Annotated in this window: 15 protein-coding genes; 9 read left to right on the forward strand and 6 right to left on the reverse strand. The window is 60.4% G+C overall.

The features are described 5' to 3' along the window. The first annotated feature begins 3 nt into the window (after window positions 1–3). Together glpK and glpX are read left to right on the forward strand one after the other, a co-directional pair. Window positions 4–1,512: a glycerol kinase GlpK gene (gene glpK / locus SSARUM_RS23290; RefSeq protein WP_033649890.1), complete on the forward strand. Its 1,509-nt coding sequence runs from the start codon at window positions 4–6 to the stop codon at window positions 1,510–1,512. 131 nt (window positions 1,513–1,643) lie between these two features. Continuing rightward, a complete protein-coding gene (gene glpX, locus SSARUM_RS23295) occupies window positions 1,644–2,654 on the forward strand; it encodes a class II fructose-bisphosphatase (RefSeq protein ID WP_033649889.1) in 1,011 nt (336 codons plus the stop codon). A 30-nt stretch (window positions 2,655–2,684) separates the two neighbouring features. Here the strand turns inward: glpX and emrD are convergent, their stop codons facing one another. Beyond that, window positions 2,685–3,869: a multidrug efflux MFS transporter EmrD gene (gene emrD, locus SSARUM_RS23300; RefSeq protein WP_060426981.1), complete on the reverse strand. Its 1,185-nt coding sequence runs from the start codon at window positions 3,867–3,869 to the stop codon at window positions 2,685–2,687. Between the two features lie 297 nt (window positions 3,870–4,166). Between emrD and SSARUM_RS23305 the strand changes: the two genes are divergently transcribed. Together SSARUM_RS23305 and fpr are read left to right on the forward strand one after the other, a co-directional pair. Next, window positions 4,167–4,778, forward strand: a complete 612-nt coding sequence (locus SSARUM_RS23305; protein ID WP_033649887.1) for a helix-turn-helix transcriptional regulator — start codon at window positions 4,167–4,169, stop codon at window positions 4,776–4,778. Between the two features lie 3 nt (window positions 4,779–4,781). Further along, window positions 4,782–5,528, forward strand: a complete 747-nt coding sequence (gene fpr, locus SSARUM_RS23310; protein WP_033636442.1) for a ferredoxin--NADP(+) reductase — start codon at window positions 4,782–4,784, stop codon at window positions 5,526–5,528. Window positions 5,529–5,539: 11 nt separating this feature from the next. On the opposite strand, the gene SSARUM_RS23315 is transcribed toward fpr, so the two are convergent. Then, window positions 5,540–5,959 (reverse strand): DUF805 domain-containing protein, encoded by a 420-nt coding sequence (locus SSARUM_RS23315; RefSeq protein ID WP_033639143.1) that lies wholly within the window; start codon window positions 5,957–5,959, stop codon window positions 5,540–5,542. 199 nt (window positions 5,960–6,158) lie between these two features. Between SSARUM_RS23315 and SSARUM_RS23320 the strand changes: the two genes are divergently transcribed. Then, the gene (locus SSARUM_RS23320; RefSeq protein ID WP_033636444.1) at window positions 6,159–6,743 is read left to right on the forward strand and encodes a DUF1454 family protein; all 585 of its coding nucleotides are present in this window, start codon (window positions 6,159–6,161) and stop codon (window positions 6,741–6,743) included. Between the two features lie 127 nt (window positions 6,744–6,870). Further along, window positions 6,871–7,638 carry a triose-phosphate isomerase gene (gene tpiA / locus SSARUM_RS23325; protein WP_004931113.1) on the forward strand — a complete coding sequence of 256 codons (768 nt, stop codon included), beginning with the start codon at window positions 6,871–6,873 and terminating at the stop codon, window positions 7,636–7,638. 65 nt (window positions 7,639–7,703) lie between these two features. Here tpiA and SSARUM_RS23330 read toward each other — a convergent pair whose 3' ends face one another. The 4 genes from SSARUM_RS23330 to cpxP all read right to left on the reverse strand — a co-directional run bounded on the left by SSARUM_RS23330 (window position 7,704) and on the right by cpxP (window position 11,588). Then, window positions 7,704–8,693 (reverse strand): sulfate ABC transporter substrate-binding protein, encoded by a 990-nt coding sequence (locus SSARUM_RS23330; protein ID WP_033636447.1) that lies wholly within the window; start codon window positions 8,691–8,693, stop codon window positions 7,704–7,706. A gap of 186 nt (window positions 8,694–8,879) precedes the next feature. Beyond that, window positions 8,880–9,842: a 6-phosphofructokinase gene (gene pfkA, locus SSARUM_RS23335; RefSeq protein ID WP_004931116.1), complete on the reverse strand. Its 963-nt coding sequence runs from the start codon at window positions 9,840–9,842 to the stop codon at window positions 8,880–8,882. A 231-nt stretch (window positions 9,843–10,073) separates the two neighbouring features. Then, a complete protein-coding gene (fieF, locus tag SSARUM_RS23340; protein ID WP_033649885.1) occupies window positions 10,074–10,976 on the reverse strand; it encodes a CDF family cation-efflux transporter FieF in 903 nt (300 codons plus the stop codon). A 132-nt stretch (window positions 10,977–11,108) separates the two neighbouring features. Continuing rightward, on the reverse strand, window positions 11,109–11,588 hold the full coding sequence (cpxP, locus tag SSARUM_RS23345) for a cell-envelope stress modulator CpxP (protein WP_004931122.1): 480 nt from the start codon (window positions 11,586–11,588) through the stop codon (window positions 11,109–11,111). A 148-nt stretch (window positions 11,589–11,736) separates the two neighbouring features. Between cpxP and cpxR the strand changes: the two genes are divergently transcribed. Genes cpxR through trmL form a run of 3 tightly spaced genes read left to right on the forward strand, consistent with a single transcriptional unit; the run spans window position 11,737 to window position 14,343 of the window. Beyond that, a complete protein-coding gene (gene cpxR, locus SSARUM_RS23350; RefSeq protein WP_004931124.1) occupies window positions 11,737–12,435 on the forward strand; it encodes an envelope stress response regulator transcription factor CpxR in 699 nt (232 codons plus the stop codon). Further along, window positions 12,432–13,826 carry an envelope stress sensor histidine kinase CpxA gene (cpxA, locus tag SSARUM_RS23355; RefSeq protein WP_033636450.1) on the forward strand — a complete coding sequence of 465 codons (1,395 nt, stop codon included), beginning with the start codon at window positions 12,432–12,434 and terminating at the stop codon, window positions 13,824–13,826. Before cpxR ends, cpxA begins: the two co-directional genes overlap by 4 nt. 43 nt (window positions 13,827–13,869) lie before the next feature. Next, entirely contained in the window at window positions 13,870–14,343 is a 474-nt protein-coding gene (trmL, locus tag SSARUM_RS23360; protein WP_033636451.1) for a tRNA (uridine(34)/cytosine(34)/5-carboxymethylaminomethyluridine(34)-2'-O)-methyltransferase TrmL, read from the forward strand. Window positions 14,344–14,345 lie beyond the last annotated feature (2 nt).

Below are 14,345 nucleotides of genomic sequence, written 5' to 3' on the forward strand. Positions count from 1 at the left end.
ACCATGACTGTAGAAAAAAAATACATTGTCGCACTCGACCAAGGGACCACCAGCTCACGCGCCGTCGTGCTCGATCACGACGCCAACATCGTTGCGGTATCGCAGCGCGAATTCCCGCAGATCTATCCCAAGGCCGGCTGGGTTGAGCACGACCCGATGGAAATCTGGGCGTCGCAAAGTTCGACGCTGGTAGAAGTGCTGGCGAAAGCCGACATCAGTTCCGATCAGATCGCCGGCATCGGCATCACCAACCAGCGCGAAACCACCATCGTCTGGGAAAAAGAGACCGGCAAGCCGATTTACAACGCCATCGTCTGGCAGTGCCGCCGCACCGCCGACATCTGCGAGAAGCTCAAGCGCGACGGCCTGGAAGAGTACATCCGTCACAATACCGGCCTGGTGGTTGACCCGTACTTCTCCGGCACCAAGGTGAAGTGGATCCTGGACAACGTCGAAGGCGCCCGCGAGCGCGCCAAGCGCGGCGAACTGCTGTTCGGCACCGTCGACACCTGGCTGGTGTGGAAAATGACCCAGGGGCGCGTACACGTTACCGATTACACCAACGCCTCACGCACCATGATGTTCAACATCCACGAGCTGGACTGGGATGAACGCATGCTGGAAGTGCTGGATATCCCGCGCGCCATGCTGCCGAAAGTCCGTCCTTCCTCCGAGGTGTACGGCCAGACCAACATCGGCGGTAAGGGCGGTACGCGTATTCCTATCGCCGGTATCGCCGGTGACCAGCAGGCGGCGCTGTACGGCCAGCTGTGCGTTCAACCGGGCATGGCGAAGAACACCTACGGCACCGGCTGCTTCCTGCTGATGAACACCGGCAAAGAAGCGGTGCGTTCGAAAAACGGCCTGCTGACCACCATCGCCTGCGGCCCGCGCGGCGAAGTGAACTATGCGCTGGAAGGCGCGGTGTTCATCGGCGGTGCGTCTATCCAGTGGCTGCGCGACGAGCTGAAACTGATCAGCGACGCCGCCGACTCCGAATACTTCGCCACCAAGGTGAAAGACAGCAACGGCGTCTATGTGGTGCCGGCCTTCACCGGCCTGGGCGCCCCTTACTGGGATCCGTACGCCCGCGGTGCCATCTTCGGGCTGACCCGTGGCGCCAACAGCAACCACATCATCCGCGCCACGCTGGAATCCATCGCCTTCCAGACCCGTGACGTGCTGGACGCCATGCAGGCCGACGCCAACACCCGCCTGCAATCGCTGCGCGTGGACGGCGGCGCGGTCGCCAACAACTTCCTGATGCAGTTCCAGTCCGATATTCTCGGCACTCGCGTAGAACGCCCTGAAGTGCGTGAATCGACGGCGCTGGGCGCCGCGTTCCTGGCGGGCCTGGCCATCGGCTACTGGAACGATCTGGACGAAGTGAAGAGCAAAGCGGTGATTGAACGCGAATTCCGCCCAAGCATCGAAACCACCGAACGCAACTACCGCTACGGCGGCTGGAAAAAAGCGGTGGCGCGCGCTCAGGCGTGGGAAGATCACGAGTAATCCCGAAGCTGCCGTTTCACCAACAAGCGCTGCCTACGGGCGGCGCTTTTTTTTGCCCCGCCCCGCCGCCGCCGCCGCGCTGTGATAGACTTTGCCGATATTTTCTTCCCTTTCTCACAGACAGGTTTGCCATGAAACGTGAATTAGCCATCGAATTTTCCCGCGTTACCGAAGCCGCCGCGCTGGCGGGCTACAAATGGCTGGGACGCGGCGACAAGAACGCCGCCGACGGCGCGGCGGTCCACGCCATGCGCATCATGCTTAACAACGTGGATATCGATGGGCGCATCGTGATCGGCGAAGGCGAGATCGACGAAGCGCCGATGCTGTATATCGGCGAACAGGTCGGTACCGGCCAGGGCGACGCGGTCGACATCGCGGTCGATCCGATCGAAGGCACCCGCATGACCGCCATGGGCCAGTCCAATGCGCTGGCGGTATTGGCGGTGGGCGATCGCGGCGCCTTCCTGCACGCGCCGGACATGTACATGGAGAAGCTGGTGGTCGGCCCGGCGGCACGCGGCGCCATCGATCTCAACCTGCCGCTGGCGGAGAACCTGCAGAACGTCGCCGCCCGGCTGGGCAAACCGCTGTCGCAGCTGACGGTGATCGTTTTGGCCAAACCGCGCCACGACGGCGTCATCGCGCAGATGCAGCAGCTCGGCGTGCGGGTGTTCGCCATTCCTGACGGCGACGTGGCGGCCTCCATTCTCACCTGCATGCCGGAAAGCGAGGTCGATGTGATGTACGGCATCGGCGGCGCGCCGGAAGGGGTGATCTCAGCCGCGGTGATCCGCGCGCTGGACGGCGACATGCAGGCGCGTTTGCTGCCGCGCCATGAGGTGAAAGGCGACAGCGCCGAGAACCGCCGCATCGGCGAACAGGAGCTGGCGCGCTGCCGGGAGATGGGTATCGAAGCCGGTCAGGCGCTGCGTCTGGATCAGATGGCGCGCAACGACAACGTGATCTTCTCCGCCACCGGCATCACCAAGGGCGATCTGCTGGAAGGCATCAGCCGCCAGGGCAATATGGCCACGACCGAAACGTTGCTGATCCGCGGCAAGTCGCGCACCATCCGCCGCATCCGTTCAACCCACTATCTGGATCGTAAAGACCCGGCGCTGCACGAGTTTTTGCTGTAACGAAACAGGGCGCCGAATGGCGCCCTGTCGTTATGCGGTATGCCCCTGATGTTGCATCCGGTTGGACAACGGCCACCAGCACAGCAGGATCAACAGCGCCATCGCGAACATCAGCAATCCGAGGCTGAACTGCCCGGTTTGCGGCAGCATGGCGGAAAGCCAGGTCGCAAGCCCCGATCCCATATTCTGCATGCCGCCCACCAATGCGCCCGCCGCGCCGGCCAGGTAAGGGAACGGCTCCATCGCCCCGGTGGTCGCCAGCGGGAACAGCATGCCGGCGCCGAAGAAGAACAGTGCGGCCGGCACGATCAGCGTCCAGATGTTCATCACGCCGAACCAGCCCGGGATCCACATCATCGCCCCCGCCAACAGGCAGCTAATCACCGAATGCCACATCAGCGTGTGGAAGGTCTTGCCGTCGCGCCCGGCGTACCAGGCGCCGAAAAACGCCGCCGGGATCGGCAGAATGAACAGGATGCTGACGGTCAGGCCACTCAGCCCCAACACACCGCCCATCAACACGCCGCAGCTGGCCTCGAATACCGCAATGCCCGCCAGCGCGCCGATCAGCATCACCAGATAGTAGCTGAAGGTGCTGTCAGCCAGCAGCTGGCGGAAACTGGCCAGCATGCGGCGTTTTTCCGTTTGCACCGGGCGGGTTTCCGGCAGCCAGCGGAACATGGCGAAAGCGACGCAGGCGCACAGCGCCAGCAGGAAGGCGTAGCTGGCACGCCAGCCGAACACCATCGCCAATGCGCCGCCGATCACCGGCGCCAGCAGCGGGCTGACCAAAATCCCCATATTCAGCAGGCTGTTGGCATAGCGCAGCGCGGTGCCGGCATACAGATCGCGCGGCATGGTGCGCGCCATCACGCCCGCCACGCCAGTGCCCATGCCCTGAATCGCGCTGGCGGCGACCAGCATCGTCAGGTTGGTGGACAGCAGCGCGCCCAGCGCGCCGATCAGGAAGATCATCATGCCGGTCAGGATCACCGGACGACGCCCGATACGATCCGATATCGGCCCGTAAATCAGCTGGGAGAAACCGTAGGTCAGCAGATACGCCGCCATCACCCGTTGCACGGCGCCGGTGCGAACCGACAGATCGTGGGCGATATCAGCAATAACGGGAACATAAATGGTTTGCGCCATCTGGCCGACGGCGACCAACAGGATAAGCATCACCAGCAGGTGAAAATTCTCTAGTTTTCTCATTATCTTCGTTAACGTTTCAACTCGTCACAGCGTCCCGGAATGGCCGTTGCAGCAGCCAGAACGGCAAGCAGCCCTCTATGGCGGCATAAACTAATCAAATCTGATTTTTTTAGCGAGTTTCAGGCAGATATTGATCCAGGTCACACTGGCAGCAAACCCGACCAGGCTCGTAAATTAAACTGTACGTCTAACGCTTTGGAGTTAAAAACAGCGCCCTTGCAGTAGCCGCGCTTTAGCATTTAATCGATAATTCTTTTCATCAACTTGAAATAAAATAACACCATAGGGATTTGGTTCATGAAAACACCTGAGCTGATTTTATTGCAGTTAAAGGCTCTCGGCCCGCACTCGGCCAAAATGCTGGCGGAGCGTCTGGACATTACGCCGATGGGTATCCGACAACATCTGCAATCCCTGGAAAAACGTGAGTTGGTTTGTTACGAAGAAGCGCGCAGCAAGGTCGGCCGCCCGACGCGCTACTGGTCGCTGACCGAGCGAGGGCACGCCTTTGCCGCCGCCGACCAGGAGCGGTTGCGGGCATCCGCGCTGCAGCTGTTTGGCGGCGCCGGGGTGGAGCCGTTGCTCAACGCGCGCGAAGAGCAGCTTTATCTGCGTTATGCCGAAGAGCTGTCCGCCGAGCGCAGCCATCAGGACCGGTTAGCCCGCCTGGTGCGCCTGCGGCAACACGACGGTTACATGGCCGAATTGCTCGACCACCCGCACGGCGCGCTGCTGGTGGAAAACCACTGCCCGATCGGCGTGGCCGGCTCCAGCTGCAGTAGCCTGTGCAATTCCGAGCTGCAGCTGTTTCACCGCCTGTTCGGCAACGACTACCGGGTAGAGCGCACCGCGCACGCCATTTCCGGCTCACGACATTGTGCTTATTTGATTCGACCACGGGAGCTTTAGAGTATGGCTGAATGGGTAAACGGCAAGGTTACGCAGGTAAAACAATGGACCGACGGGCTGTTCAGCCTGGTGGTCAATGCCCCCATCGATCCTTTCACCGCCGGGCAATTCGCCAAGCTGGCGCTGGAGATCGACGGCGAACGGGTGCAGCGCGCCTACTCCTACGTCAATGCCCCCGACGACGCCAATCTGGAGTTCTATCTGGTCACCGTGCCAGAAGGCAAACTGAGCCCGCGCCTCAATCAGCTGCAGCCGGGCTCGGACGTGATGGTAACCAAAGAAGCCGCCGGCTTCTTCGTGCTGGACGAGGTGCCCGACTGCGACACGCTGTGGATGCTGGCGACCGGCACCGCCATCGGCCCCTATTTATCGATTCTGCAGCAGGGCATCGGGCTGGAGCGCTTCAACAACCTGGTGCTGGTGCACGCCGCGCGCTTTGCGCGTGACCTGAGCTACCTGCCGCTGATGCAGCAACTGCAGCAGCGCTACAACGGCAAGCTGCGCATCCAGACCGTCGTCAGCCGCGAAGAGGCGCCCGGTTCATTGACCGGCCGCGTACCAGCGCTGATCGAGGACGGCCGGCTGGAAGCGGCGATCGGCTTGACCATCGACGCCGAAACCAGCCACGTGATGCTGTGCGGCAACCCACAAATGGTGCGGGACACCCAGCAAACGCTGAAAGACCACCGCCAGATGCGCAAGCACCTGCGCCGCAAGCCGGGCCACATCACCAGCGAACACTACTGGTAACCCGGCGAGGGTCAGCGGAACTTCACCGGTTCGGCTTCCGGGCCGAACCGGTTATCTCCCGGCGTGCCGACGAAGGCGCCCAGATCGATCATCATCATCACGATAATCAGCGTCGGAATGAAACGCCCGACGCCCCATTGCCAGATCGGCGCCAGCATCTGCCAGTTCCCCGCCGCCAGCATCCACGCCAGGATCAGCAGCAGCGCCCACCAGCCGGCCTTGTTGCGATCGTGCAGGCGCTTGACCAGCACCGCCGCCGTCGGCCACAGCAACGCCACGATAAAGAAGGCGATGGATTGGATGGCGATCAGCTGATAATTGGCCAGCGTAAACGCCGCCGCCATCAGCGCCAACCACAGCCCCATCCAAATCCAGAAGTCGCGCCGCCCGATGCGGCCCTTAAAAGAAAAACACCACTGTTGTAACGTCATCGATTCCTGCGCTCTAAGCCTGCCCATATTCTGCGCCGCAGTGTAACATAGGCGCTGCCGGGCCGAGTTTTCCGCCTCGCATAACGCGGTGCGCCGCACAGCTTTCTCGTCAGCGAACCGATAATGGCGTGGGATCTTTGACAAGCCCCGCGGGTTATCGCTTTAATCGGAGCCATCTTTGTCCTTGATACCATACGCCATGCTGAGAAAAACCCTCGTCATCGCCTGCCTGCTGCAGGCGGCCGCCAGCGCCTGGGCCGATCCGCCGCCCACCGAAGCGACGCCCGCCGCACCTTACCTGCTGGCCGGGGCGCCGACGTTCGATCTGACGGTGGTCAAATTCCGCGAAAAATACAACCGCGACAACCCGAAGCTGCCGATTGGCGAATTCCGCGCCATTCCCGCCGCCGAAGACGATTCGCCGCTGCTGACGCGCGCCGCCAGCAAACTCAACGAAAACCTGTACGCCTCCACCGCGCTGGAGAAAGGCACCGGTAAAATCAAAACGTTGCAGATCACTCACCTGCCGCTGCAGCAGGCCAATGAAGAAAAAGCCGCGCGCGCCATCGCCATCAGCTACATGGCGGCGCTGATGCGCCAGTTCGAACCGGCGTTGACGGTGGAACAGAGCCAGAACAAGGTGAACAGCCTGCTGGAAAAAGGCAAAGGATCGCGCTTTTACCAACAGCAGGTCGGCGCCATTCGCTATGTCGTTTCGGACAACGGCGATAAAGGCGTAACCTTCGCGGTTGAACCGATTAAGCTGGCGCTTTCCGAGCCGTAACGGCGTGGCATTTAATGACGAAAAGCAAAGCCTTCGCGCTTAATGATCTCTATACTGTTGGGCAGGTAAACTGCCGGTCCGGCAGTTGTCATTTCGACTCTCGCGTTCCCTAGTTGGAGGAAAAAACATGCGTCATCCATTAGTTATGGGTAACTGGAAGCTTAACGGCAGCACCCACATGGTCAACGAACTGATCGCCGGCCTGCGCAATGAGCTGAGCAGCGTTGACGGCTGTGGCGTCGCCATCGCCCCGCCGGTGATGTATCTGGATCAGGCCAAGCACGCGCTGGCCGGCAGCCGCATCGCGCTGGGCGCGCAGAACGTGGACGTTAACCTGTCCGGCGCCTTCACCGGTGAAGTTTCCGCCAACATGCTGAAAGACGTCGGTGCCCAGTACATCATCATCGGCCACTCCGAGCGCCGCACCTACCACAAAGAAAGCGACGAAGTCATCGCCGAGAAATTCGCCGTGCTGAAAGAAGCCGGCCTGATCCCGGTGCTGTGCATCGGTGAAACCGAAGCGGAAAACGCCGCGGGCAAAACCGAAGAAGTGTGCGCGCGCCAGATCGACGCCGTGCTGAAAACGCTGGGCGCACCGGCGATGAAAGGCACCGTGATCGCCTATGAGCCGGTCTGGGCCATCGGCACCGGCAAATCCGCTACCCCTGCGCAGGCGCAGGCCGTGCACAAATTTATCCGTGACCACATCGCCAAGCACGATGCCGCGGTTGCCGCTGAAATCATCATCCAGTACGGCGGTTCGGTGAACGACAAGAACGCCGCAGAGCTGTTCTCTCAGCCGGACATCGACGGCGCGCTGGTTGGCGGCGCCTCGCTGAAAGCCGACGCTTTCGCCGTGATCGTCAAAGCCGCTGCCGCAGCGAAAAAAGCCTGATTCCCTTAGGCCTGCCATAAAAAAACCCCGGCTTGCCGGGGTTTTTTATTGCCGCTCAACCGGCATCAGCGTTTGCTTATCTCGTCGAACACGCCGCCGGTGGCGAAGTGCACCTTCTGCGCTTCGGTCCAGCCGCCGAAGGTGTCATCCACGGTGAACAGCTTCAGCTGCGGGAACTGCCCGGCAAACTTGGCCGCCACCGCCGCATCGCGCGGACGGTAATAGTGCTGCGCCGCGATGGTCTGCCCTTCCGGCGAATACAGATACTTCAGGTAGGCGGTCGCCACGTCGCGGGTACCGCGTTTATCGACCACCTTATCCACCACTGACACCGTCGGTTCGGCCAGGATCGATTCGCTCGGCGTAATAATCTCGAACTTGTCTTTGCCGAGCTCTTTCTCCGCCAGCAGCGCTTCGTTTTCCCAGGCGATCAGCACATCGCCGATGCCGCGCTCAACGAAGGTGTTGGTCGCGCCGCGCGCGCCGGAATCCAGCACTTCGACGTTCTTGTACAAGTTTTTGACGAAGTCCTGCGCCTTGGCCTTATCGTTGTTGTTGTGGTGCAACGCGTAGCCCCAGGCGGCCAGGTAGTTCCAGCGGGCGCCGCCGGAGGTTTTCGGGTTCGGGGTGATCACCGACACGCCCGGCTTGATCAAATCGGGCCAGTCGTGAATTTGTTTCGGGTTGCCTTTGCGCACCAGGAAGACGATGGTCGAGGTGTAAGGCGCCGAGTTGTCCGGCAGGCGCTTGATCCAGTCTTTCTCGATGCGCCCGCGTTCGGCGATGGCGTCGACGTCATAAGCCAACGCCAGCGTCACCACGTCGGCCTCGATGCCGTTGATCACCGAGGTCGCCTGTTTGCCGGATCCGCCATGCGACTGGCGCACCGTCACCTTGTCGCCGGTTTCCGCCTGATAGTGCTTGCTGAATGCCGTGTTGTAAGCCTGATAGAATTCACGCGTCGGATCGTATGACACGTTCAGCAACTGAATATCCTTCGCCATGGCGCCGGACGCCAACAGCACCAATGTCAGACCTACACCCCATTTACGCATCGACAGGCTCTCCCAGAAAATTAAGCGCAACCTCAATCGGTTGGTTTAGCATCAGAGCCTGCCAGAAACTTTCCCGGCAATTAAAGAATAAAAAATTTTGGGATAGATGATTACGGAATATATCGCCGGCGGGCATCAAAAAGCCCCCGCAAGCGGAGGCTCTTTTGTCGTGCGGTGAGCGGCGTATCAGTACAGTTTTTTCGCCGTTTCCAGCCAGTCGCCCTTGAACGGACGCTTCATGTTTTCGATCGCGTCGATGATGTCGTGGTGCACCATTTTTTCGTTCTGGATACCGACGCAGCGGCCGCCGTAGCCCTGCAGCAGCAGCTCGATGGCGTAGGCGCCCATGCGCGAGGCCAGGATGCGGTCGTAGGCAACCGGTGAACCGCCGCGTTGAATGTGGCCCAGCACGGTGGCGCGGGTTTCACGCTTGGTTTCCTGCTCGATGTGGCGCGCCAGCTCATCGATGTCGCAGATGTGCTCGGTGATCGCCACGATGGCGTGTTTTTTACCCTTGGCGATACCGGCCTTGATTTCGCACACCAGGTCTTCGCGGTTGAATTCGATTTCAGGCAGCACGATGAATTCGCAGCCGCCGGCAATCGCCGCCGCCAGCGTCAGATCGCCGCAGTAACGGCCCATCACTTCCACGATGGAGATACGCTGGTGCGAAGAGGAGGTATCGCGCAGGCGGTCAATTGCTTCCACCACGGTTTCTAGCGCGGTGAAGTAACCGATGGTGTAGTCGGTGCCGGCAACGTCGTTATCGATGGTGCCCGGCAGACCGATGCACGGGAAGCCTTCTTCCGTCAGGCGTTTGGCGCCCATGTAGGAACCGTCGCCGCCGATCACCACCAGCGCGTCGATGCCGCGATTCTTCAGGTTTTCAATCGCCTTGGCGCGCACGTTTTCATCCCTGAACTCCGGGAAGCGGGCCGAGCCAAGGAAGGTGCCGCCGCGGTTGATCATGTCGGACACGCTATAGCGGTCCAGCTGCTCCATGCGATCTTCGTACAAGCCAAGGTAGCCATCGTAAATACCAAAAACTTCCAGACCTTCTGAAAGCGCAGAACGCACAACGCCGCGGATTGCAGCGTTCATACCCGGCGAATCACCGCCGCTCGTCAGTACACCGATTTTCTTGATCATGACTACCTCTGAACTGTGTAGATGCAATTTCTTAAGAATTCTGTCTCCGCCGATCGTCTTGAAACCTCTCCGGCTGCAGAAAACCAGCTTTACGGCTTATTGCTGGATATTATATCAAAAACACCCAGCTGAATTGATTCAAGTCACGCAATATAACGGTAAAAACACCGCATGGCACGCTGAGCTAACTCAGATATTCATGATAATACTTCGATCTATGCCTCTATCTGATTATAGCTCCCAATGCCCCTGCCTACCCGGTGGCACCACGGAGCACGGATCCAGGTGAATGATGACGTCCGCCCCCGCAAAACGGTGCCGCAACGCCTGTTCCACCTGATCGGCCAACCGATGCGCCTCACGCAGCGGCAGCGTGTCTTCCATCTCCAGATGCAGCTGGATGAAACGCGTCGGCCCCGACTGCCGCGTGCGCAGATCGTGCGCGCCTTTCACCCCGGGCCAGGAGGAAACCACCTCGATAATCGCCTGGCGTTCGTCATCCGGCAACGCCCGATCCAGCAGCGACTGCACAGCTTCGTAGCCCATGCGCAGCGCGCTATACAGGATGTAAACGCCGATGCCCAGCGCGAACAGCGCGTCCGCCCGCTGGAAGCCGTACCAGCTTAGCCCAAGAGCGATAAGAATAGCACCATTCATCATGACATCTGACTGATAATGCAGCATATCTGCGCGCACCGCCTGGCTGCGCGTTTTTCTGACCACCCAACGTTGATAGGTGACCAGAATCAGGGTGCTGATCAACGCGATCACCGTCACGACGATCCCGACGCCGGGATCGCGCAGCGTTTGCGGCGCATACAAATGCTGGAAGCCGGTGAGGAACAGAAACAGGGCGGAGCCGGAAATAAACATGCTTTGCGCCAGCGCCGCCAGCGATTCCGCTTTGCCGTGGCCAAAGGTGTGCTCGGCATCGGCCGGCTGCAGCGAATAACGCACCACCAGAAGGTTGGTCAGCGAGGCGGCGATATCGACCAGCGAATCTACCAGCGCCGCCAGCAGGCTGACCGAACCGGTGTGGTACCAGGCGACGATTTTGATCAACAGCAGTGACGACGCCAGCGCGGTAGCGGCCAACGCAGCGGACTTTACCAGGCGTGCATAGCGCTGTTCCATCAAGGGATCCCGGTCAAAAGGTGTGGCGCTCAATATAGCGAAATGTCGGATAAAAAAAACCCCGCCATCATGGCGGGGAAGACAGGGATGGTGTCTATGGCAAGGAAAAACAGGGGACTACTCAGTCGTACTTCACTTCTGGGCAGAAGCTTGCTGCAAACCAGAAATTTGTTGCTCCATCTGCTGCATACGCTGCTGATGTTTCTGGTCTAAAACACTTTTTTGCTCTGGCGTCAGCAGGTTATACATTTGGTTGCGCACCCGGGCCATTTCGACCTGGCGCTTGACCTGCTGTTGGGCCATCTTTTCCGCCTGGGCATACACGGCGGCTTCGTCAAATTTCTCTGCGGTCACCAGTTTATGCATGGCTTCCATTTCAGCTACATTGACACCAGGCAGATCGTGCCGGGCCTGGCGCATCAAATCGCGCATTTGCTGGCGCTGCTGTTCGCTGAGGCTGACACCGTCGAACATATGGTGTTGGCCGGGTATTCGGGTCATCGCGTCGTTGCCGGGAGGTTGGGCTGTGTCCGGTATAGTGTCGGCAGCGAAGGCAGCGGTCGAACCAATTGCCAGCAGTGATGCCATAACTAATGCGGTCACCTTACGCATTTCAACTCCTCAAGCTTTCTCACTTTGCGAATCAACGAGGAGCAGTGTACCGCTACACCTGAAAACCTGCGTCAGTGCATGTAAAACTACGTAAAGTCATGGAATGGCAACAGTTGATGACGTATTTTGCGTCTGGAGGTAAATCATAATGAACAAGATTCTGTTAGTTGACGACGACCGCGAGTTGACCTCGCTGTTAAAAGAACTGCTTGAAATGGAAGGTTTTAATATCGTCGTCGCGCACGATGGCGAGCAGGCGTTGTCGCTGCTGGACAGCTCCGTCGATCTGCTGCTGCTCGACATCATGATGCCGAAGAAAAACGGCATCGATACGCTGAAAGAACTGCGCCAACATCACCAGACGCCGGTCATCATGCTGACCGCGCGCGGCAGCGAACTGGACCGCGTGCTGGGCCTGGAGCTGGGTGCCGATGATTACCTGCCGAAACCCTTTAACGATCGCGAACTGGTCGCGCGCATTCGCGCCATTCTGCGCCGTTCCAACTGGAGCGAACAGCAGCAGCAGGTCGACAGCGGCGCCCCGACGCTGGATGTCGATGGCCTGCAGCTGAACCCCGGTCGCCAGGAGGCCAGCTTCGACGGCCAGGTGCTGGATCTGACCGGCACCGAATTCACCCTGCTTTACCTGCTGGCGCAGCATCTCGGCCAGGTGGTGTCGCGCGAACTGCTGAGCCAGGAAGTGCTGGGCAAACGCCTGACCCCGTTCGATCGCGCCATCGACATGCACATCTCCAACCTGCGGCGTAAGCTGCCGGATCGCAAAGACGGGCATCCGTGGTTCAAAACCCTGCGCGGGCGTGGTTATTTGATGGTATCTGCAACATGATCAACAGTTTGACGGCACGCATCTTCGCCATTTTCTGGTTCACGTTAGCCCTGGTGCTAATGTTGGTGTTGATGGTGCCCAAGCTTGACTCCCGCCAAATGACCTCGCTGCTCGACAGCGAACAGCGGCAGGGGTTGATGCTGGAACAGCACGTCGAGGCCGAGTTGCAAAACGATCCGGCCAACGATTTGATGTGGTGGCGCCGCCTGTTCCGCGCCATCGACAAATGGGCGCCGCCGGGCCAACGCCTGCTGCTGGTCACCAGCGAAGGCCGGGTGATCGGCGCGCAGCGCAATGAAATGCAGATCGTCCGCAACTTCATCGGCCAATCCGACAACTCGGATCATCCGAAGAAGAAAAAGTACGGCCGCGTCGAGCTGGTAGGGCCGTTCGCGGTGCGCGACGGCGAAGACAACTACCAGCTGTACCTGATCCGTCCCGCCAACAGCCCGCAATCCGATTTCATCAACCTGATGTTCGACCGGCCGCTGCTGCTGCTGATCGTCACCATGTTGATCAGCGCCCCGCTGCTGCTGTGGCTGGCCTGGAGCCTGGCGAAACCGGCGCGCAAGCTGAAAAACGCCGCCGATGAAGTAGCGCGCGGCAACCTGAAGCAGCATCCGGAACTGGAGGCCGGCCCGCAGGAATTCCTGGCCACCGGCGCCAGCTTCAACCAGATGGTCAGCGCGCTGGAACGCATGATGAATGCTCAGCAACGCCTGATATCGGACATCTCGCACGAGCTGCGCACGCCGCTGACGCGCCTGCAGCTGGCCACCGCGCTGATGCGCCGCCGCCACGGCGAAGGCCACGAACTGGCGCGCATCGAAACCGAAGCGCAGCGGCTGGATTCGATGATCAACGATCTGCTGGCGCTGTCGCGCGGTCAGCAGAAGAGCGAGCTGGCGCGCGAGCAGCTGAAGGCCAACGAACTGTGGGCCGACGTGCTGGACAACGCCCGTTTCGAAGCGGAACAGATGGGCAAGCAGTTGGAGATCACCGCGCCGCCCGGCCCATGGACGCTGTTCGGCAACGCGAGCGCGCTGGACAGCGCGTTGGAAAACATCGTGCGCAACGCCCTGCGTTATTCGCACACCCGCATCGCCGTGGCGTTCAGCGCCGACAATCAGGGCGTGACCATCCAGGTTGACGACGACGGCCCCGGCGTCAGCGCCGAAGACCGCGAGCAGATCTTCCGTCCGTTCTATCGCACCGACGAGGCGCGCGACCGCGAATCCGGCGGCACCGGCCTCGGCCTGGCAATAGTCGAGGCGGCTATCAACCAGCATCGCGGCTGGGTGAAGGCCGAAGACAGTCCGCTTGGCGGCCTGCGGTTGGTGCTGTGGCTGCCGCTGCATCATCAACGTCTGTCGACTAAGACAGAACAGTAAGAGTTTGCTATCCTGCGCCCCTCGTTCACGAGGGGCCTGCAACATGCTGAACATCGTTTTATTTGAACCCGAAATTCCACCCAACACCGGCAATATCATCCGCCTGTGCGCCAATACCGGCTTTAACCTGCACCTGATCGAACCGCTGGGTTTCCCGTGGGACGACAAGCGCCTGCGCCGCGCCGGGCTGGACTACCATGAGTTCACCCGCGTCAGCCGTCATGCCGATTACGCCGCCTTTCTCGCCGCCGAAAAGCCGCAACGGCTGTTTGCCCTCACCACCAAAGGCACGCCGGCGCACAGCGCCGTCAGCTATCAGGCCGGCGACTACCTGCTGTTCGGCCCGGAAACGCGCGGGTTACCCGCCGATATCCTCGATGCGCTGCCTGCGCAGCAAAAAATCCGCATCCCGATGCAGGCGCAAAGCCGCAGCATGAACCTGTCGAATGCCGTCTCGGTGGTCGTGTATGAGGCCTGGCGGCAGCTGGACTATGCCGGCGCGCTGATCAAGGCGTAATC

It is taken from the genome of Serratia sarumanii (assembly GCF_029962605.1).
Taxonomy (GTDB): Bacteria; Pseudomonadota; Gammaproteobacteria; order Enterobacterales; family Enterobacteriaceae; genus Serratia; species Serratia sarumanii.